General features: G+C 64.9%; 18 protein-coding genes, 1 tRNA gene and 1 pseudogene. 12 read left to right on the top strand and 8 right to left on the bottom strand.

The features are described 5' to 3' along the window. Nucleotides 1-27: 27 nt before the first annotated feature. Complete coding sequence (locus K9B33_RS15990) at nucleotides 28-474, bottom strand: hypothetical protein (protein WP_224550081.1); 447 nt, start codon at nucleotides 472-474, stop codon at nucleotides 28-30. Nucleotides 475-624: 150 nt separating this feature from the next. On the opposite strand from K9B33_RS15990, the gene K9B33_RS15985 reads away from it, so the two are divergent. Further along, nucleotides 625-1,761, top strand: coding sequence for an HPP family protein (locus tag K9B33_RS15985; RefSeq protein WP_224550080.1), 1,137 nt, complete (start codon nucleotides 625-627; stop codon nucleotides 1,759-1,761). Here K9B33_RS15985 and K9B33_RS15980 read toward each other — a convergent pair. Further along, nucleotides 1,715-1,906: a hypothetical protein gene (locus K9B33_RS15980; protein WP_224550079.1), complete on the bottom strand. Its 192-nt coding sequence runs from the start codon at nucleotides 1,904-1,906 to the stop codon at nucleotides 1,715-1,717. The genes K9B33_RS15985 and K9B33_RS15980 overlap by 47 nt on opposite strands. Before the next feature lie 101 nt (nucleotides 1,907-2,007). Here K9B33_RS15980 and rpiB point away from each other — a divergent pair, with 101 nt between their 5' ends. The 4 genes from rpiB to K9B33_RS15960 all read left to right on the top strand — a co-directional run bounded on the left by rpiB (nucleotide 2,008) and on the right by K9B33_RS15960 (nucleotide 5,542). Continuing rightward, nucleotides 2,008-2,445 carry a ribose 5-phosphate isomerase B gene (rpiB, locus tag K9B33_RS15975; protein ID WP_224550078.1) on the top strand — a complete coding sequence of 146 codons (438 nt, stop codon included), beginning with the start codon at nucleotides 2,008-2,010 and terminating at the stop codon, nucleotides 2,443-2,445. Between the two features lie 12 nt (nucleotides 2,446-2,457). Continuing rightward, nucleotides 2,458-3,759, top strand: a complete 1,302-nt coding sequence (glyA, locus tag K9B33_RS15970) for a serine hydroxymethyltransferase (RefSeq protein WP_224550077.1) — start codon at nucleotides 2,458-2,460, stop codon at nucleotides 3,757-3,759. A 158-nt stretch (nucleotides 3,760-3,917) separates the two neighbouring features. Next, entirely contained in the window at nucleotides 3,918-4,379 is a 462-nt protein-coding gene (gene nrdR, locus K9B33_RS15965; RefSeq protein WP_224550076.1) for a transcriptional regulator NrdR, read from the top strand. Between the two features lie 107 nt (nucleotides 4,380-4,486). Beyond that, nucleotides 4,487-5,542: a TrmH family RNA methyltransferase gene (locus K9B33_RS15960; RefSeq protein ID WP_224550075.1), complete on the top strand. Its 1,056-nt coding sequence runs from the start codon at nucleotides 4,487-4,489 to the stop codon at nucleotides 5,540-5,542. Between the two features lie 80 nt (nucleotides 5,543-5,622). On the opposite strand, the gene K9B33_RS15955 is transcribed toward K9B33_RS15960, so the two are convergent. Continuing rightward, the gene (locus K9B33_RS15955; protein ID WP_224550074.1) at nucleotides 5,623-5,919 is read right to left on the bottom strand and encodes a chorismate mutase; all 297 of its coding nucleotides are present in this window, start codon (nucleotides 5,917-5,919) and stop codon (nucleotides 5,623-5,625) included. A 190-nt stretch (nucleotides 5,920-6,109) separates the two neighbouring features. Between K9B33_RS15955 and rpsD the strand changes: the two genes are divergently transcribed. Next, nucleotides 6,110-6,724: a 30S ribosomal protein S4 gene (gene rpsD / locus K9B33_RS15950; protein WP_088183640.1), complete on the top strand. Its 615-nt coding sequence runs from the start codon at nucleotides 6,110-6,112 to the stop codon at nucleotides 6,722-6,724. Nucleotides 6,725-6,835: 111 nt separating this feature from the next. Here the strand turns inward: rpsD and K9B33_RS15945 are convergent, their stop codons facing one another. Continuing rightward, nucleotides 6,836-8,815, bottom strand: coding sequence for an alpha/beta hydrolase family protein (locus K9B33_RS15945; protein ID WP_224550073.1), 1,980 nt, complete (start codon nucleotides 8,813-8,815; stop codon nucleotides 6,836-6,838). A 136-nt stretch (nucleotides 8,816-8,951) separates the two neighbouring features. Between K9B33_RS15945 and K9B33_RS15940 the strand changes: the two genes are divergently transcribed. After that, a complete protein-coding gene (locus K9B33_RS15940; RefSeq protein ID WP_224550072.1) occupies nucleotides 8,952-10,640 on the top strand; it encodes a M28 family metallopeptidase in 1,689 nt (562 codons plus the stop codon). 11 nt (nucleotides 10,641-10,651) lie between these two features. On the opposite strand, the gene K9B33_RS15935 is transcribed toward K9B33_RS15940, so the two are convergent. Next, nucleotides 10,652-11,104 (bottom strand): DUF6265 family protein, encoded by a 453-nt coding sequence (locus K9B33_RS15935; protein ID WP_224550071.1) that lies wholly within the window; start codon nucleotides 11,102-11,104, stop codon nucleotides 10,652-10,654. A gap of 98 nt (nucleotides 11,105-11,202) precedes the next feature. Here K9B33_RS15935 and K9B33_RS15930 point away from each other — a divergent pair, with 98 nt between their 5' ends. From K9B33_RS15930 to K9B33_RS15910, 5 genes and pseudogenes are all read left to right on the top strand, one after another. Next, on the top strand, nucleotides 11,203-12,189 hold the full coding sequence (locus K9B33_RS15930) for an agmatine deiminase family protein (RefSeq protein ID WP_224550070.1): 987 nt from the start codon (nucleotides 11,203-11,205) through the stop codon (nucleotides 12,187-12,189). Nucleotides 12,190-12,206: 17 nt separating this feature from the next. Then, complete coding sequence (aguB, locus tag K9B33_RS15925) at nucleotides 12,207-13,055, top strand: N-carbamoylputrescine amidase (RefSeq protein ID WP_224550069.1); 849 nt, start codon at nucleotides 12,207-12,209, stop codon at nucleotides 13,053-13,055. After that, the gene (locus K9B33_RS15920) at nucleotides 13,056-13,286 is read left to right on the top strand and encodes a hypothetical protein (protein ID WP_224550068.1); all 231 of its coding nucleotides are present in this window, start codon (nucleotides 13,056-13,058) and stop codon (nucleotides 13,284-13,286) included. Further along, nucleotides 13,283-13,796 (top strand): annotated as a pseudogene (folK, locus tag K9B33_RS15915) (2-amino-4-hydroxy-6-hydroxymethyldihydropteridine diphosphokinase). Before K9B33_RS15920 ends, folK begins: the two are co-directional and overlap by 4 nt. A gap of 20 nt (nucleotides 13,797-13,816) precedes the next feature. Further along, nucleotides 13,817-13,892 (top strand) — tRNA-Lys (locus K9B33_RS15910). Here the strand turns inward: K9B33_RS15910 and glgX are convergent. The 3 genes from glgX to glgC are packed head-to-tail and all read right to left on the bottom strand — an operon-like array spanning nucleotide 13,893 to nucleotide 18,477. Continuing rightward, nucleotides 13,893-15,764: a glycogen debranching protein GlgX gene (gene glgX / locus K9B33_RS15905; RefSeq protein ID WP_224550067.1), complete on the bottom strand. Its 1,872-nt coding sequence runs from the start codon at nucleotides 15,762-15,764 to the stop codon at nucleotides 13,893-13,895. After that, the gene (gene glgA / locus K9B33_RS15900; RefSeq protein ID WP_224550066.1) at nucleotides 15,761-17,209 is read right to left on the bottom strand and encodes a glycogen synthase GlgA; all 1,449 of its coding nucleotides are present in this window, start codon (nucleotides 17,207-17,209) and stop codon (nucleotides 15,761-15,763) included. Before glgA ends, glgX begins: the two co-directional genes overlap by 4 nt. A gap of 8 nt (nucleotides 17,210-17,217) precedes the next feature. Continuing rightward, nucleotides 17,218-18,477: a glucose-1-phosphate adenylyltransferase gene (gene glgC / locus K9B33_RS15895; protein WP_224550065.1), complete on the bottom strand. Its 1,260-nt coding sequence runs from the start codon at nucleotides 18,475-18,477 to the stop codon at nucleotides 17,218-17,220. Nucleotides 18,478-18,486 lie beyond the last annotated feature (9 nt).

The following is an 18,486-nucleotide window of genomic DNA, read 5'->3' as shown; positions in this document are numbered from 1 at the left end:
CCCGACCAACCGCTTTTACGCCCTCCCCTATATCTGACGCTTCGCATCGAAAGGCGCGACGATCTTGCAGCGGTAGGCGCGCACTTCGTCGATCAGGCCGGTGTGCAGTTCGGTCGACAGGACAAGGGTCGACCGGTCCAGCCGCTCCAGCCGCCGCATGTCGCTGAGCAGGCCGCTGAACATCCCGCCGCCTTGCTGGACCAGGGTGATCGTCGCATCGTCCTGCGCCGCGATCTTGTTCCAGCCCTGGCCGCCTTCGCGCCACCGGCCAGCGGTGAAATCGATCACGATTTCCCGCACGGATCGGTCGTCGGCGGTACAGGACAGGCCGCGGATCTGCGCCGGAGCAGGCGGCACGGGCGAAACGGCCGGCGGCGGCGCTGGCGGCGCGGCATGGCCTGGGGCGGCAAGACTGGGGGTCGCAATCAGGCAGCCAAGCGCTGCCAGGATGGTCGAGGCCGATCGGTTGAGCATGACGTCGATCCTACCAGACATGCGGGACGCAGGATACCGGCTAGCGCAAGCCGCGCCTGACGGCCGGACGCGACCGTGCAAAGCCCCCTTTACCCCGCCCCATAATTTCCCGCTTGGCGCACCGTCCGGCCGGCGATAGCGATCCGCGCCATGTCCGACGCCCCGAAAAACGACGTTCGCCTGATCTGGAGCCGCTATTACAGCGCCTTCATCCCCGCCGGTCCGTCGGGACCGGGCTTTGTCGACCGACTGAAAGCGGCGAGCGGGGCGATCGGCGGGATCGCGGTGACGGGGCTGCTGTGCGGGCTGATGCTGGGCAATGGTCTGGCCCATCCGCTGCTGGTCGCGCCGATGGGCGCGTCGGCGGTGCTGCTGTTCGCGGTTCCTGCCAGTCCGCTGGCCCAGCCCTGGCCGGTGCTGGGCGGCAACGTCATTTCCGCGCTGGTCGGTATCTTCGTGGCGAAGGCCGTTCCCGATCCCACCTTCGCCGCCGCGCTGGCGGTGGGCGCGGCGATCGCCATCATGTCGCTGCTCCGCTGCCTCCACCCGCCCGGCGGCGCGGTGGCGCTGTCCGCCGCGCTGGGCGTAAAGGGGGTGGCGAGCAGCTATCTGTTCGCGCTGGTGCCGGTGGGGGTGAACACCCTGCTGCTGCTGGTCGTGGCGGTCCTGTTCCATCGCATCGCCGGTCACAATTATCCCCATGTGGCGCCCAAAGCGCCCGCCCCGCACGGCACCGCCGATCCCGCGCCGCTGCTGCGCGCCGGTCCGAGCGCGCAGGATGTGGCCGACGCGGTGCAGGGCTATGGCGATGCACTGGACGTGGACCAGGCGGACCTGCGCCAGTTGCTGGCGGACGCCGAACTGCGCGCGGCCGAACGGCTGCATGGCGCGGTGCCCTGCGCGCAGATCATGGCGCGCGACGTGATCCATGTGCCCGCCAGCCAGCCGATGGAGCAGGTGCGCGCCTTGATGCTGGCGCGCGGCCTGTTGTCGCTGCCGGTGCTGGACGAGGCAGGGCGCGTGCAGGGAATCATAGGCGCTCTCGACCTTGGCCGGGAGGGCGAACGCGCCGGCGACATTGCCCGCCGCGCCCTGCTGGTCCATGCCGACACGCCGGTCGCGCGGCTCATCGGTCCCCTGAGCAGCGGCGCGCGGCGCGCCGCCATCGTCGTCGATGCCGATCACAGATTGCAGGGGCTGGTGACCCAGACCGATTTGCTGGCCTCGCTGGCGCTTCGGGCTAGCGCTGCTCCAGCGCCGGCAGATCCGGGCCGGGAATCGCGCTGATCGCGACATTGCCGAACATGACGATCCCCGCGAGGATCATCAGGCCGCCGCGCTTGCGGTCGCCCTTCTTCACGATCGCATAGACGCCGCCGCCGGTCAGCAGCATGCCCGCGAGCATCAATATGGATAAAATCGTGCCAGCCATGGGCGTTGCCTTAAGCGCCAAGCTCGACGGTGGCAATTGCCGTCCCGTCCCCCTATGAGGCGCGCAGAACGAATCACCCCAAGAACGCAGGGGCTGCACCTATGAAAATCGCCATCGCTTCCGATCATGCCGCCATCGACCTGAAAGCGGAGCTTGCGCAATGGTTGCGCGACGAAGGGCATGAGGTCGCCGATCTTGGCCCCGCCACCGCCGACCGCGTCGATTATCCCGATTATGGTTACAAACTCGCGTCAGCCGTCGCATCGGGCGCCGCGGAGCGCGGCATTGCGCTATGTGGCTCTGGCATCGGCATTTCGATCGCGGTCAACCGCAACCCGGCCTGCCGCTGCGCATTGGTGGGCGAGCCGCTGTCGGCCGCCCTGTCGCGCGAACATAATGACGCCAACGTCCTCGCCATGGGTGCGCGCCTGACCGGCGTGGACATGGCGAAAGCCTGCGTCACCGCTTTCCTGACCACCGATTTCGGCGGTGGCCGCCATAGTGGCCGCGTCGACAAACTCTCCCAGCCCGCGCTCTGAAAGGACGTTTCGATGAGCACTGACACCCTCGCCCCCGCCATCCGCCAGGACGGCTTCTTCAGCGAATCGCTTAGCCGCGCGGACCCGGACATCTTCGGCGCGATCGGTAACGAGTTGAAGCGCCAGCAGGACAAGATCGAACTGATCGCGTCGGAAAATATCGTGTCGAAGGCGGTGCTGGAAGCGGCCGGTTCGATCTTCACGAACAAATATGCGGAAGGCTATCCGGGCAAGCGCTATTATGGCGGCTGCGAATATGCCGATGTCGTGGAAACGCTGGCGATCGAGCGGGCGAAAGAGCTGTTCGGTGCGAACTTCGCCAATGTGCAGCCCAATAGCGGCAGCCAGATGAACCAGGCCGTGTTCCTGGCGCTGCTCCAGCCGGGCGATACCTTCATGGGCCTCGACCTGTCGTCGGGCGGCCACCTGACCCACGGGTCGCCGGTCAATATGTCGGGCAAGTGGTTCAAGCCGGTCGCCTATGGCGTGCGCCCCGACGATCATCTGATCGACATGGACGAGGTCGCCCGCATCGCGCGCGAATGCAAGCCAAAGCTCATCATCTGCGGCGGCACGGCCTATTCGCGCGTGTGGGACTTCAAGCGCTTCCGCGAAATCGCGGATGAGGTCGGCGCCTATCTGCTGGCCGACATGTCGCATTTTTCCGGCCTGGTCGCCGGCGGCGCGCATCCCTCGCCGGTCCCTCACGCCCATGTCACCACGACCACGACCCACAAGTCGCTGCGCGGTCCGCGATCGGGCATCATCCTCAGCAATGACGAGGCGATCGCCAAGAAGCTGAACAGCGCGATCTTCCCCGGCTTGCAGGGCGGCCCGCTGATGCACATCATCGCGGCCAAGGCGGTGGCGTTCAAGGAAGCGCTGACGCCCGAATTCAAAGCCTATGCCCATCAGATCGTCGCCAACGCCCGCGCGCTGAGCGAGACGCTGGCCGATGCCGGCCTGTCGATCGTGTCGGGCGGCACCGACAATCATCTGATGCTGGTCGACCTGCGCGCCAAGAACACCACCGGCAAGGCCGCGGAAAAGGCGCTCGATCGCGCCTATATCACCTGCAACAAGAACAACGTGCCGTTCGACACGGCCAGCCCGTTCGTCACCTCGGGTGTCCGTTTGGGTACGCCTGCGGGCACGACGCGCGGCTTCCGCGAGGAAGAATTCCGCGAAATCGGCCGCCTGATCGCCGAGGTCGTGGAAGGCCTGAAGCGCAATGGCGACGAAGGCGATGGCCAGGTCGAGCAGCATGTGCGGGAAAAGGTGCTGGGCCTGACCGCGCGCTTCCCGATTTACTGATATACCTGATCCGTTCGGGCTGAGCGACGTCTAAGCCTCAGCCCGAACGGAGTGAAGGCTTCGCTACGCTCAGCCCTGCCCCCTTCGACCGACTGCCTGCAGCAGTCGCTCAGGACAGGCTTCAACTTTCGCTCAGGGCGAACGGAGTAAAAAGACCCATGCGCTGCCCCTTCTGCGCCCATGAAGACAGCCAGGTGAAGGACAGCCGGCCGACGGAAGATGGCAACGCCATCCGCCGCCGCCGCCAGTGCGAAGCGTGCGGCGCGCGCTTCACCACCTTCGAGCGCATCCAGTTGCGCGACATCTGGGTGGTGAAGAGCGAAGGCCGCAAGGAAGCGTTCGAGCGCGACAAGCTGGCCCGCTCCATCGGCATCGCCTGCCGCAAACGGCCGATCGACCCCAGTCGCCTGGAAAAGCTGATCTCCGGCATCCAGCGCCAGTTGGAAACCAGCGGCGACAGCGAAGTCCCCGCCCGCGCGATCGGCGAACTGGTGATGGAAGGGCTGAAACGCCTCGACAGTGTCGCCTATATCCGCTTCGCCAGCGTCTATAAGGACTTCACCGACGCCAAGGATTTCGAGGAATTTGCCGGGACGGTGAAGGAAGTCGGGCGGGAGTGAGACGGTAATGGCCCCAAGTTTCAATCGCCGTCCAGTTAGCTTCCTATTTCCGTTCGTCCTGAGTAGCCATTGAGCGAAGTCGAAATGGCGTATCGAAGGACCGCACAATGAGCTTTCATGCCTATATGCTCCTTTGCGCGGACGGCAGCTATTATCTGGGCCATACTGACAATCTGGAACAGCGTATCGCGCGGCACCAGTCAGGCGAAATTACAGGATATACGCACAGCCGCCGCCCAGTGATTTTAGTGTGGAGTCAAGAGTTTGGTTCGCGGGATGAAGCGCTGTCCGCCGAACAGCAGATCAAGGGCTGGTCTCGAAGAAAGAAGGAAGGTTTGATCGCCGGTGATTGGGACGCAATCAGGCAGGCAGCGCGCAAATCCTTCGATACGGGGCTTCGACAAGCTCAGCCCCTACTCAGGACGAACGGAAATATGACCGAAGTTATTGCCCCCTCCCCTGTCATCGTCCTGGTCCGCCCGCAACTGGGCGAGAATATCGGGAAGGCCGCGCGCGCGATGCTGAATTTCGGGCTGACCGACATGCGGCTGGTGACCCCGCGCGATGGCTGGCCCAATCCCGATGCCGGCCCGGCGGCGGCCGGCGCGGACTTCATCCTCGATCAGGCGCAGGTGTTCGAAACGCTGGCCGATGCGGTCGCGGACTGCGCTCATGTCTATGCCACCACGGTCCGCAAGCGCGGCGTGACCAAGCCGGTCGTCACACCGGAGGAAGCCGCGCGCGAAATCCATACTGCGCAGGGCCGCGCCGCCTATGTCTTCGGGCCGGAGCGGTCGGGACTGGAGACGGAGGATGTCGCGGTCGCGCGCAAGATCCTGACCGTGCCGATCAACCCGGAATTCGGGTCGCTCAATCTGGCGCAGGCGGTGATCCTGTGCGCCTATGAATGGTCGAAACAGGCCGATCTGGCACAGCCCACCATCACCGATCTGGGCGAACCTGCGCCACAGGCGGAGCTGGAGGGCATGATCGAGCAGCTCGATGCGCTGCTGGTGAAGGCCGGCTATTTTTTCCCGCCCGACCGCGCCGGTGCGACCCGCCTGACGCTGCGCAACCTGCTGACCAAGCCGGGCTGGAACCATCTGGAGGTACGGACGCTGCGCGGCGTGCTGTCGCACCTGGCGAGACCGCGGGAGCGGTGAGCTCATCTTCCGTTCGGTTCGAGCCTGTCGAGAACCCTGGCGCCAGGGTTCTCGACAGGCTCGAACCGAACGGGGGCAAGTTAACCCCGCGTCCGGTCGAACTCCGCCATTTCATAGGCGATCGACGCTTCGACCAGCTCTTCCCACATGCCCGCGATCAGGTCGCACGGCACCCCCGACGCCTCCGCCTCGGCGCAGGCGTTGGCGATGACCTCCGCCTTGCGCGCTTCGTCGCGGACGGCGCTGCGATCGGGCTTGATCCGGGCGGCGGCGCGCATATGGGCGAAGCGCTGGGCCAGCAGGGCCACGATCTGCCGGTCGAGATTGTCGACGCCGGCGCGCACCTGCGCCATGGTGGAATAGTGTTCGGGAGTCATGCCTGTCCGACTAAGCCGCCGCACGCAACCTGTCGAGGCTTGACATATATCCCTCTTCTGGTCATAGGCGCGCCTTCGCAATTGGCTCCGCATCCCGGTGAAGCGGTGGCCCTGCCCCTGAGCGCACAAACGCAAAACGGACGTAGGCGATACCGGGAACAACGTTAGACGCAATGACTAGGAATTATCTATGACGAAGCGCACCAGCGCCAAGTACAAGCTCGACCGTCGTATGGGCGAGAATATCTGGGGCCGTCCCAAGTCGCCTGTCAACAAGCGCGAATATGGTCCCGGTCAGCACGGCCAGCGCCGCAAGGGCAAGATGTCGGACTATGGCATCCAGCTGCGCGCCAAGCAGAAGCTGAAGGGCTATTATGGCGACATCACCGAGAAGCAGTTCAAGAAGAACTATTTCGAAGCCAGCCGCATGAAGGGCGACACCGGCCAGAACCTGATCGGCCTGCTGGAGCGCCGCCTGGATGCCGTCGTGTACCGCGCCAAGTTCGCGCCGACCATCTTCTCGGCCCGCCAGATCGTGTCGCACGGCCACATCTATGTGAACGGCGTGAAGTGCAACATCGCGTCGCGTCTGGTGAAGCCGGGCGACGAAATCACCCTGGGCAAGAAGGCGCAGGAAATGGCGCTGGTTCTGGAAGCGCAGAGCCTGCCCGAGCGTGACATCCCCGACTATGTCGCCCCCGACGGCGCCGCCAAGGTCAGCTATGTCCGCGTGCCCACGCTGGACGAAGTGCCCTATCCGGTGAAGATGGAACCGAATCTGGTCGTCGAATTCTATTCGCGCTAATCGGTCTTCCGAGCAGAGTTACAAAGAAGGGCGGCCCCGTAAGGAGCCGCCCTTCTTTTATGTCTGAAACGATTGGGAAAGGAAGAAGGGTCGCCACGCCCTCCTTTCCTGTCATTTTCCTGCCGCCAGCAGGAAGTCGGCGCTCTGCTGCAGCATGTCGGCGCGCGCATCGCTGTCGTTCAAATTATGGGTCAGTCCGTCATATACCACGAGGCGGCTGCGCTTGCCCACGCCCTGTAATTTACCCTGCATGATTTTCGATTGGCTGATGTCGACATTATTGTCGTCTGTGCCATGAAACATCAGTACGGGTGCTGCAAATTCCGCCGCATGATTGGCGGGCGAGGCTTCCTGCGCCTTCGTCCCTTGCCCGAGATACTCGCTAGAGATCACATAGTCCGCATTCCAGCGCCCGCGACGCAGCATGTCGCCAATATCGGTCACCGGCGCGATTGCCACGACCGCCTTGAACAGATTGGGATCGATCGCCTGCGCCTGCAGCGCCGCATAGCCACCATAGGACCAGCCCAGGATCGTCAACCTTGAAGGATCGGCGATCCCCTGTGACACCAGCCAGCGTCCGCTGTCGGCGACGTCACCGATGGCGGTGCGCCAGGATTTGAACGCGTTCTGGATTAGCCATTGTTCGCCAAACCCATTGGAGCCGCGGAACTGCGGCTGGATCACGGCGAACCCGCGGGCGGCGAAATATTGTGCCAGCCAGTCGAACCCCCATTCGTCGCGCGCCTCCGGCCCACCATGGGGCATGACGATGGCGGGCAAACCCTTCGCATCCTCCTTGCCCGGCGGCAGGGTCAGATAGGCTGGGATCGTCGTGCCGTCGCTGGCCTTGTAAGTAACCGGCTTCATTGTCGCCAGCAGCCGGTCGGCCAGCGCCGGCCGGTCGGGCATCACCGGTGACAATTTCTTGGCGGTCCGGTCGAACAGATAATATTGACCGGGATCGGTATCGCTGCCCGCCCACACCAGAACGCGTTGCCCGTCCTGGCTCATATCGCCGATATGGACGGCCTTCCCACCTAGCGCCTTGCCGAGCGATGCCGAGAGCGCCTTCACCTTCTCGTCGAAATAGGCGACTTCGCTATGTTCTTCGGTATAGCCGACGCCCACGACACGACGATCCCGCCCCACGGTGACCAACCCGGCAACGTCGACCCTGGGATGGGTGAACAACACCGTTTTTTCGAGGCCTGGATCGAGCGCCACGCTGACCAGCGCCTGCCTGCCGTCGATCCGTTCATAGCCATAGGCGATATTCTTTTCGGCATCGACGGCGACCGGGTAGAAACCGCTGCGATTGCGCATGTCGTAGATGCTCAGGTCGCTCCATCCCGACTTGCCCTGCGGACGATAGAGGTAACGGAAGGTGCCCTTGGCGAAGCCGGAGCCTTTATTCTCTTGCAAGCCCATCACCCGGACCGTGCCGTGACCATCAGAAATATAGTCGATGGCCAACGTCTCTGGCTGTTCGATCCGCTTGGTTGCACCCGACCGCGTATCGATCCGATCGACCCCCAAACCGCGCAGCTTGTTATCCACCAAACTGCCGATCTTGGCTTCGGGCACATAGGATCGCGTCATTAACACCGCGCCGTCTTCGGCCGGCAGCAGATCGAGAATATCGCCGCCACGCAGATCGAAGCCCAGCGCATTCTGGCTCTGACGACGACTCAACGCACGGATATTGCCCCCCGCCGCATCGACGGCGAAGATGCTGCTGAACCCGTAGACATCGTCTCCCACGCGGCTGGCGCCGCCAATCTCGCAGGCCAGCCGATCATTGGACACCCAGTTGCACCGATAGAGATTCTCCGGCTGGCCGGTCGTGGCCGCCACCGATTTGGGCTCTGCACCCTCCTTCGCCTCCAGCACATAGGCCTTGGTCGTGCGCCCGTTGCCGGCCGCGATCAGCGCGATCTTCTGCCCATCGGGAGACAGGCTGGCGGAAATCACCGTTTCGCGCGCGCCGAAAGCCCTGGCGAGCGCATCCGGTTGGCCCTGCGCCAGTGCGGCCTGCGCCGTTCCCGTCGCCAGAAGCGCGAGCAGCGCCGACTTGGCAAAATAATACATGCCCCAAAATTCCCCCTGCTAAAATCCCTCTGTATCAACGGCTAAGACAAGCATCGTAAGTTGGCAACCGCCTTGCTTGCCCTTGCACGCGCACGGTGGCATCACCTGATCATTCGTAAAATAAAGGGTGACTTCCATGCGTAGCTCCATCGCGGCGATTGCCGCCGTCCTTGCCCTGTCGGCCTGCGCGACCGACGGCGCCGACACCCCGCCCGCTGCGGCATCCGCGACGCTGCCCGCAACGGCCGCCGCAGAGCCGTCGATCGACACGATGAAGCGGCTGGTGCAGTTACTGTCTTCTGACGCCTATGAGGGCCGCGCGCCCGGATCGCCCGGCGAAGAAAAAACGCTGGCCCTGCTCGCCGCCGAATTCGGCAAGCTCGGCCTCCAGCCCGGCAACAAGGGTAGCTGGTTCCAGGACGTGCCGTTGGTCGAGATCAATGCCAGAAATGTCTCGCCGCTGCGCTTCACCGGCGGCAAGAGCGCCGTCACCGCCAACTACGGCCCCGAAATGGTGATCGGCACCTATCGCACCACGCAGCCCAGGATTGCGATCAAAGACAGCCCGGTCGTCTTCGTCGGCTATGGCATCAACGCGCCCGAAAAGGGGTGGAACGACTATGCCGGGCTGGACGTCAAGGGCAAGACGGTGGTCATCCTGGTCAACGACCCGGATTATGAGACGCCGGGGCTGACCGGCCCGTTCAACGGCCGGGCGATGACCTATTATGGCCGCTGGACCTACAAGTTCGAGGAAGCCGCACGCCAAGGCGCGGCTGCCGCGATCATTGTGCATGATACGGTACCCGCCGCCTATGGCTGGAACGTGGTGCAGTCGAGCTGGACCGGCGCGCAGCATGTCGCCGACAGCGCCAACGGCAATGCCGACCAGAGCCAGGCGATCGGTTGGATCCAGAAGGACAAGGCCGCCGCTTTGTTCGCCAGCGCGGGCCTGAACCTCGACGCGCAGATGGCCGCGGCGAAGAAGCCGGGCTTCAAGGCGGTGGCGCTGACGGGCGTCAAGGCGACGGTCTCGTTCGACAACGACCTGCGCAAGCATATGTCGAAAAACGTCGTGGCGCTGCTGCCGGGCAAGACGCGGCCCGACGAATATGTGCTCTACAGCGCCCATTGGGACCATCTGGGCCATTGCCAGGCGGCGCCGGACGGCGACGACATCTGCAACGGCGCAGTGGACAACGCGACCGGCACTGCGGCGCTGGTGGCGCTGGCGCATGCCAATGTGAAGGCCGGCCCGACCGACCGCAGCCAGGTGTTCCTGGCGGTGACGGCCGAGGAATCGGGGCTGCTGGGGTCGGCCTATTATGGCGACAACCCCGTCTTCCCGTTCAGCAAGACGGTAGGGGGCGTGAACATGGACGCGCTCAGCGTCGCGGGCCTCGCCAAGAATGTCGTAGTGATCGGCAAGGGCAAGTCGCAGCTCGACGCCTATCTCGACCGGGCGCTGAGCGCGCAAGGCCGAGTATCGACGCTGGAGCCGACCCCGGAAAAGGGCTTCTACTATCGTTCCGACCATTTCAGCTTCGCCAAGCACGGCTTGCCGATGCTCTATTTCGAGGGCGGCGAGGATCTGGTGCAGGGCGGTACTGCGGCGGGGCTGGCCGCGGCGGAGGATTATACCAAGAACCGCTATCATGGCCCCAAGGACGAATATGATCCCAATTGGGACTGGACCGGGGTGCTGGCGGACCTGAAGCTCTATTACAGCGTAGGTCGCGACCTGGCGACCACGACCGACTGGCCCAACTGGGTGGACGGCGACGAATTCCGCGCCATTCGCGACAAGGATCGCGCGGGGAAGTAGAGGGAAGCGACCTATTCCCCGGCCGGGGAATAGGTCCAGCTCTGCGCCTGGCTGCCATCCATCCTAGCGGTTTCGGCCATCAGCAGCCGCCCCTCCCGCCAGTAGCGGATGCGCTGGGGATAATCATGGTTCGGGTTGGCGAAGCTGATGTCACGCACGCCTTCGGCGACGACGGGGAAGATCGTCGTCGCACCGCCTTCGGGCGCGGCATGGAGGGTCAGCGCTCCGTCGGGCGCGCGCACGATGCGCATCACCTCCCAGGATCGCAGCGTTTCCCCGCGCCCCGTCCGCCCAACGCCGATCATCGTGCCGCCGCGCGGCAGCGTCCAGACTTCCTCGGTCCAGCGATCGTCCCGCTTTTGCAGCCATTCGCCGGTCAGCCAGTCGGGCAGTTCGCCCGCCTGACCCTGGCCGGAGAACAGCAGCAGCAGCCCGGCCGCGATCGTCGAAACTCGTCTCTTCATGGCCTTCGCCCTCTGTCCACACGCCGTCCGGCACGCTATGGAGCGCGCGCAACGCCCGCTATCACGGATCGGCCCCCGGTCGAGCAAGGACAAAAGCCATGACTTTCCGCATGCCCGCCGAATGGGCGCCGCACGACTGGACCTGGATCGGCTTTCCGACCAACCCCGCAGAATGGCCCGACGCGTTCGAGGAGGCGCGCGCGCAGATCGCCGCCTTCGCCAGCGCCCTCCATGCCGACGGCAAGGGCGAGGAGGTGCGGCTGGTCGTCGCCAATGAGGGCGATGCGCAAGCGGCGCGCGCGCTGGTTGCGCCGGGCGTATCGATCATCGTCCATAAGCTGGGCGACGTCTGGCTGCGCGACACCGCGCCGATCGCGGTGCTGAACGGCGCAGGGAGTCGCGCACTGGTCGATTTCGGCTTCAACGGCTGGGGCGGCAAATATCAGATGCCGGGCGACGAGGATATCGGCGCGCGGCTGGCTGCGACCACCGATATGCCCGTTTCCACCCAGCATTGGGTGTTCGAAGGCGGCGCGATCGACACCGACGGCTCCGGCCTGTTCGTGACCACGGAGCAATGCCTGCTCAATCCCAATCGCAACCCTGACCTGGACCGCGGCAAGATCGAGACGCTGCTGGCCGGCGCGTTGGGCCTGTCGGACATGCTGTGGCTGGGCGACGGCTTGCTGAACGATCATACCGACGGCCATGTCGACAATCTCGCCCGTTTCGTCGGGCCGGGCAAGCTGGCGCTGCCGATCGCGACGACCGACGACGATCCCAATGCGGCCCTCTATGCCGACGCCCGCGGCCGCGCGAAAGCACATGGCGTCGAGGTGATCGACATCCCCTCCCCCGGTCTGGTGCTGGTGGACGGCGAGGCGATCCCGGCCAGCTACATGAATTTCTACGTCGGCAACGCCGCCGTCATCGTGCCTATCTATGGCCAGCCCAACGACCAGGCCGCGCTCGACGCCTTCCGTCCCTTCTTTCCTGGCCGGGATATTGTCGGGCTGCGCAGTGACGCCATATTGTCGGGCGGCGGCAGCTTCCATTGTTGCAGCCAGCAAATGCCATCCGTCTGATAGATTCAGGGACAGACATGACCAAAGTGACAGTAGCCGCGCTGCAACTCAGCTTTTCCGACGATATGGGCGAGAATATCGCCAAGGTCGCGGACCATGTGCGCAAGGCCGCCAGCCGCGGCGCGAAGATCATCCTGCCGCCCGAATTGTTCGAAGGGCCGTATTTCTGTCGGGTCGAAGACGAAGCGCTGTTCGCCAGCGCCGAGCCGACCGACACCCATCCCGCGGTGCAGGCAATGCGCAAGCTGGCGAAGGAACTGGGCGTCTATATCCCCACCAGCTTTTTCGAGCGCGACGGCCATCATCATTACAACTCGCTCGCCATGATCGATGACACAGGCGAGATCATGGGCGTCTATCGCAAGAGCCATATCCCCGATGGGCCGGGCTATGAGGAAAAATATTATTTCCGCCCCGGCAATACGGGGTTCAAGGTGTGGCCGACCAAATATGGCACCATCGGCGTCGGCATCTGCTGGGACCAATGGTATCCCGAAACCGCGCGCTGCATGGCGCTGATGGGAGCGGAGATGCTCTTCTATCCCACCGCGATCGGCTCCGAACCCTATGACAGCGAGCTGGATACCAGCCGCATGTGGCGCCGGGCGATGATCGGCCATGCGGTCAGCAACTGTATGCCGGTGATCGCCGCCAACCGGATCGGCGACGAGGACGGCCAGCTCTTCTACGGCCACAGCTTCATCACCGACGAATGGGGCGATTTTGCCGCCGAAGCCGATGCGAAGGATCAGGGCGCGCTGGTGGCGACGCTGGACCTGGCGAAGGCGCGGACGCATCGCGCCGGCATGGGCTTCTTCCGCGATCGTCGGCCGGAGCTTTACGGCCGGATCGCGCAGGACATTTGAGTGAGCGTGACCGCTGGCGAAGACGCGATCGATCATACCGACGACCTCAGCCGTCCGCAAAAGCGGCTGTTGAAGCGGCTCTATAATGGACGGACCGTCCCAATCATGGCGGACGATCGGCTCTTCCTGACCTATAAGGACGCCCTGCGCTATCTGCTGTCGCTGCCCATCGACGCGCGCGAGGGCGCCTATGCGCAGATGAAGGCGCAGGCAAGGGACGCGGTGCGATAGACGCGCGCCATCTCTATGCGCTGGCGCTGGGATCGAACCGGCCGCTGTCCGCGCGGCGCACGCCCGCCCGGCTGCTGGCGGAGGCCATAGCGCTGATCGGCGAACAGGCACGGGTGCTGTGCATCTCGCCCATTCTCTCCACCCCGCCGCTCGGTCCTTCCGCCCGCCGCTTTGCCAATGGCGCGATCCTGGTTGAAAGCCCGCTCTCGCCGCCTGCGATGCTGGATTTCCTTCAGCACATCGAAAACAGGCTGGGCCGCCGCCGCTATCGCCGCTGGGGCGCGCGTAGCGTGGATATCGACATCATCCTCTGGTCGGGCGGCCCATGGCGCAGCCGGACGCTGACCATTCCCCATGCCGCCTATCGCACCCGCGCCTTCGTGCTAACGCCGCTGCTGGCGGTCGCCCCCGAATGGCGCGATCCGCATCTGGCGATCACCGTGCGCCATCTTCATGCGCGACTGCAAAAAGCCGCGCCAAAGAGTTGACCATCCGCCCCGCCGCCTTTAGGGCAGCCTCCACCGCTTCGGGGGTCCATAGCTCAGTCGGTAGAGCAACTGACTTTTAATCAGTAGGTCGCTGGTTCGAACCCAGCTGGACTCACCATCATCGCGCCGGTCGCATCAGGGCAACGGAGCGGCCGTCCACATCGACATCGCCGTCCACCAGCCGAAAGCGGCAGGGTTCCGTATCGCCATTGACGCAGATCGCGACCCCGCTCGCCCGATAGCGCAGCGTCAGGCGGCGGCGCGCCGGGTCTTCCCACTGACCTATCGTCAATGCCTGTCCATGTTCGTCCAGCCATTCGACGTCCGCGTCGGACAGCAGCGCTGCGTCGCGCAGATCGGACGTCTCCGCCCGCAGCGCCGCCAGCGCGAAGCTATGCGCCTCCAGATCGCGATTCCGCCTCTCCCAGTCGATCCAGCCGATCGCATTGTCCTGCGCGTAGGCATTGTTGTTGCCCTGCTGGCTACGGCCGAACTCGTCACCAGCGGTCAGCATGATCGCGCCACGTGACGCGAACAGGGTGGACAGCAGGGCCTTGCCGTCGCGTGTTCGGGCGGCCTGCACGGCGGGGTCGTCGCTCACGCCCTCTACGCCGTTGTTCCAGCTCAGATTCTCGCCATGGCCATCGCGATTCTGTTCGCCATTGGCGTCATTATGACGCTGTTCGTAGGCGGTCAGGTCGGCCAGGGTGAAGCCGTCATGGGCGGCGAGGAAATTGACGCTGCGGGTCTGGCCGTCGCTGAAAATATCCGATGATCCGACCAGCCGCGTCGCCAGCGCCCCCAGCGTTCCGGCATCGCCGCGCCAGAATCGGCGCATATCGTCGCGATAACGATCATTCCATTCCAGCCACCCCTCGCCAAAATTACCCAGTTGATAGCCGCCCGGCCCGATGTCCCACGGTTCGGCAATCAGGATGCGGTCAGCCAGCAGCGGATCGGCGCGCATCTCCTGCAACAGCGGTGCCTGTGGATCGAAGCCGTCCGCCATCCGCCCCAGCGCCGGGCCAAGGTCGAAACGGAAGCCGTCCACCCCGGCCTGCGCGACAAAATGTCGCAGCGAATCGAGGATCAGCCGGCGCGTGACCGGCGCGTTGCAGGCGATGCTGTTGCCGGTGCCGGTATCGTTGATCAGCCGTCCGTCGGCGTCGTGACGGAAGTATCCGCGCGCATCCAGTCCGCGCAGCGACAGGGTCGGTCCTTGGCGGTCGCTTTCGCCGTCATGATTATAGACCATGTCGAGGATCACGCCGATCCCGGCCTCATGCAGCGCCGCCACGGTCGCGCGCAGTTCCGCGATGCCGCCCGGCGCCAGCCGCGGGTCGAGCGCGAAATAGCTGACCGGATTATAACCCCAGGCGTTGGTCAGGCCCAGCGGCCCCAGATGGCGCTCGTCGATCCAGGCATTGATCGGCATCAGCTCGATCGCCGCCACATGCAAGCTTTGCAGATGCGCGATCACCGCCGGATGGGCGAGCGCGGCGATGGTGCCGCGCTGCGTTTCCGGCACGTCCGGATGCAGCATGGTGAAACCGCGCACCTGTACTTCGTAGATCAGCCCGCCCGGCGCGAAGCGGGGCGATGCCTGCGGCAAGGGTTCGATGGCAGCGGCAACGACGCCCTTGGGCATCAAAGGGGCGGCGTCGCCTCCCTCGCCACGCGGCGCCGCCAGCACGGGGTCATAGCGGAACGCCCGGTCGATCGCCGGTGCATAGGGGTCGAGCAGCAGCTTGTCGGGATCGAACCACAGGCCCGCGCCCGGATCATAGGGACCATCGGCGCGCAAGCCATAGCGCGCGCCCGCGCCCACGCCGGCCGCTTCGACATGCCAGCAGCCATCGGCATCGCGCAGCATCGGCAGGCGGGTTTCGCGATCGGCGGCGTCGAACAGGCAGAGCCATGTCTGGGTCGCGTCGGGCGACCAGACGCAAAAGCGTGTGCCGCTTGGCTCCACCGACACCCCCGGCTTCACGCCGCCTCCGCGATCAGCGCGCGATAGAGGTCCGCATATTTCGCCGCGCTATGGGGCCAGGAGAAGTCGGCGCGCATTCCCGCGCGCTGCATCGCCTGCCACGCCGCCTTGTCGCCATACAGGTCCATCAGCCGGTTAATCGCGCCATGCAACGCCATCGGATCGGACGGGGTGAAGACGATGCCGGTCGCCGCGCCCGCGCCCACCGCAGCCTCATTGGCGTCGATCACCGTATCGGCCAGCCCGCCGACCCGCGCCACCACCGGCACGCAGCCATAGCGCAGCGCATAGAGCTGGGTCAGGCCGCAGGGTTCGAAACGGGAGGGGATCAAGATGGCGTCGCCGCCCGCTTGCATCAGGTGCGACAGCGGCTCGTCATAGCCGATCTGCACGCCGATCCGCCCTCGATGCCGGTCCGCCGCGCCCAGCAGCGCGCCTTCCAGCGGATGATCGCCCGATCCCAGCACGGCCAGCTTGCCGCCCATCGCGACCAGATGTTCGGCCGCGTCGATCATCAGGTCCATGCCCTTCTGCCAGGTCAGGCGGCTGACGATGATGAAGATCGGCGCACCGTCATGGTCCAGCCCGAAGCGCCGTTCGAGCGCGCGGCGGTTCACCGCCCGCCCGCCCGGCGCGCGAAGGCTGTAAGGCTTGGCGATCAGGCTATCGGTCGCGGGATTCCAGATGTCGGTATCGACGCCGTTCAATATGCCATGCAGCCGATCGACCCGGCCGTTGATCAGGCCGTCCAGTCCCATGCCATGGACCGGCGAGCGGATTTCCTGCGCATAGCTGGGGCTGACCGTGGTGATCGCGTCGGCCGACACCAACCCGGCCTTCAGATAGCCCGTGCCGCCATAATATTCGACCCCGTCCACGCCCCAGGCTTCGGGCGGCAGGCCGAGATCGGGGAAGATGCCCGCGCTGAACCGTCCCTGGAAGGCGAGATTGTGGATCGTCACGACCTTGGGCACCTGCGCCGCCCGGCCGGAGCGCATATAGGCGGCGGTCATCGCCGCCTGCCAGTCATGGACATGGACGATGTCGGGCCGCCAGCCCTTCACCCCGTCGGCCGCGATGTCGGCCCCCGCGCGCGACAGGGCCGCAAAACGCCGCCAATTGTCGGCCCAGTCATTGCCGCCATGATCGCCATAGGGGCCGCCTTCGCGCGCGAAAAAATCCGGCGCGTCCAGCACCAGCAGGTCCAGCCCGTCAACGGTCGCGGCCAGCACGCTGGCGCCCGCGCCGAACAGGGCGTCGTAGCGGCGCACCGCCTTCGCCTTGCCCAGTCGCGCGATGACGGCGGGATAGCCGGGCACCAGCGTGCGTACCTGGACCCCCTGCCCCGCCAGCGCGCCGGGCAGCGCGCCGACGACATCGGCCAGCCCCCCGGTCTTGATCAGCGGATAGATTTCGGATGCGACCGACAGCAGTTTGATCGTCATGGCGCGCGTCAGGCCACGAGCCGGTCGATCATCGGCTGCGTCACCAGGCATATGCCGCTGTCGGTGCGGCGGAAGCGCTGCGCATCCTCTTCGGGATGTTCACCGATGATGAGGCCCGGCGGGATGATGATCCCGGAGTCGAGCACGCATTTATGCAGCCGCGCCCCCCGCCCGATCTCGCAATTGGGCATGATGACGCTTTCCGTCACCGACGAGAAGCTGTGGGTGCGCACCCCCGAAAAGAGCAGGCTGCGATGGAGCGAGGAACCCGACACGATGCAACCGCCCGCCACCAGCGACGATGTCGCGGACCCGCGCCGGCCATCTTCGTTATGGACGAACTTGGCCGGCGGCGTGACTTCCGAATAGGTCCAGAGCGGCCAGCTACGGTCGTACAGGTCCAGGCTGGGCACCACGTCGGTCAGGTCGACGCTCGCCTGCCAATAGGCGTCGATCGTGCCGACATCGCGCCAATAGGGTTCCAGTTCGCTTTCGGCGCGCACGCAGCTGCTGGAAAAGCGATGCGCGACCGCTTTGCCATGTTTGACGATATGGGGAATGATGTCGCCGCCGAAATCGCGCTTGCTGTTCGGATCGTCGGCGTCGCGGCGCAGTTGTTCGATCAGGAATTTGGTCTGGAACACATAGATGCCCATCGACGCCAGCGCCATGTCGGGCTGGCCGGGGATGCCGGGCGGGTTTTTGGGCTTTTCGATGAAGGCGGTGATCCTGTCCGTGTCATCGACATGCATGACGCCGAAGCCCACTGCCTCCATCCGCGGCACCTCCAGGCAGCCGACGGTGACGTCCGCGCCGCTGTCGACATGCTGTTGCAGCATCAGCTCATAGTCCATCTTGTACACATGGTCGCCGGCCAGCAGCACCATATATTCGGGCGCATAGCTTTCGATGATGTCGATATTCTGGAACACCGCATCGGCCGTGCCTTCATACCATTGGCTTTCCGACACGCGCTGGCTGGCGGGCAGGATATCGAAACTTTCATTGCGTTCGGGGCGCAGGAAATTCCAGCCGCGCTGCAAGTGCCGGATCAGCGAATGAGCCTTATACTGGGTCGCCACGCCGATGCGGCGGATGCCGCTGTTGAGCGCATTGGACAGGGCGAAATCGATGATCCGCGCCTTGCCGCCGAAATGCACCGCGGGCTTGGCGCGCTTGTCGGTCAGTTCCGCCAGCCGACTGCCGCGTCCACCGGCCAGGACATAGGCCATGGCGTCGCGTGCGATCGGCTGATATTTGCTCTGCATAGGGCCTCT

Origin of the sequence: Sphingobium sp. 3R8 (assembly GCF_020166615.1) — a bacterium.
GTDB lineage: Bacteria > Pseudomonadota > Alphaproteobacteria > Sphingomonadales > Sphingomonadaceae > Sphingobium > Sphingobium bisphenolicum.
Note: the sequence above shows the minus strand (reverse complement) of the source record. Positions and strands in the feature narration are given on the sequence as shown.

Coding starts and splice junctions, on each gene's coding strand:
- rpsD (WP_088183640.1), top strand. CDS start 6,110: ATGACGAAGCGCACCAGCGCCAAGTACAAGCTCGACCGTCGTATGGGC.
- K9B33_RS15985 (WP_224550080.1), top strand. CDS start 625: ATGTCCGACGCCCCGAAAAACGACGTTCGCCTGATCTGGAGCCGCTAT.
- K9B33_RS15980 (WP_224550079.1), bottom strand. CDS start 1,906: ATGGCTGGCACGATTTTATCCATATTGATGCTCGCGGGCATGCTGCTG.
- K9B33_RS15930 (WP_224550070.1), top strand. CDS start 11,203: ATGACTTTCCGCATGCCCGCCGAATGGGCGCCGCACGACTGGACCTGG.
- glyA (WP_224550077.1), top strand. CDS start 2,458: ATGAGCACTGACACCCTCGCCCCCGCCATCCGCCAGGACGGCTTCTTC.
- glgA (WP_224550066.1), bottom strand. CDS start 17,209: ATGACGATCAAACTGCTGTCGGTCGCATCCGAAATCTATCCGCTGATC.
- K9B33_RS15955 (WP_224550074.1), bottom strand. CDS start 5,919: ATGACTCCCGAACACTATTCCACCATGGCGCAGGTGCGCGCCGGCGTC.
- K9B33_RS15935 (WP_224550071.1), bottom strand. CDS start 11,104: ATGAAGAGACGAGTTTCGACGATCGCGGCCGGGCTGCTGCTGCTGTTC.
- K9B33_RS15990 (WP_224550081.1), bottom strand. CDS start 474: ATGCTCAACCGATCGGCCTCGACCATCCTGGCAGCGCTTGGCTGCCTG.
- K9B33_RS15945 (WP_224550073.1), bottom strand. CDS start 8,815: ATGTATTATTTTGCCAAGTCGGCGCTGCTCGCGCTTCTGGCGACGGGA.
- aguB (WP_224550069.1), top strand. CDS start 12,207: ATGACCAAAGTGACAGTAGCCGCGCTGCAACTCAGCTTTTCCGACGAT.
- nrdR (WP_224550076.1), top strand. CDS start 3,918: ATGCGCTGCCCCTTCTGCGCCCATGAAGACAGCCAGGTGAAGGACAGC.
- K9B33_RS15960 (WP_224550075.1), top strand. CDS start 4,487: ATGAGCTTTCATGCCTATATGCTCCTTTGCGCGGACGGCAGCTATTAT.
- glgC (WP_224550065.1), bottom strand. CDS start 18,477: ATGCAGAGCAAATATCAGCCGATCGCACGCGACGCCATGGCCTATGTC.
- K9B33_RS15940 (WP_224550072.1), top strand. CDS start 8,952: ATGCGTAGCTCCATCGCGGCGATTGCCGCCGTCCTTGCCCTGTCGGCC.
- rpiB (WP_224550078.1), top strand. CDS start 2,008: ATGAAAATCGCCATCGCTTCCGATCATGCCGCCATCGACCTGAAAGCG.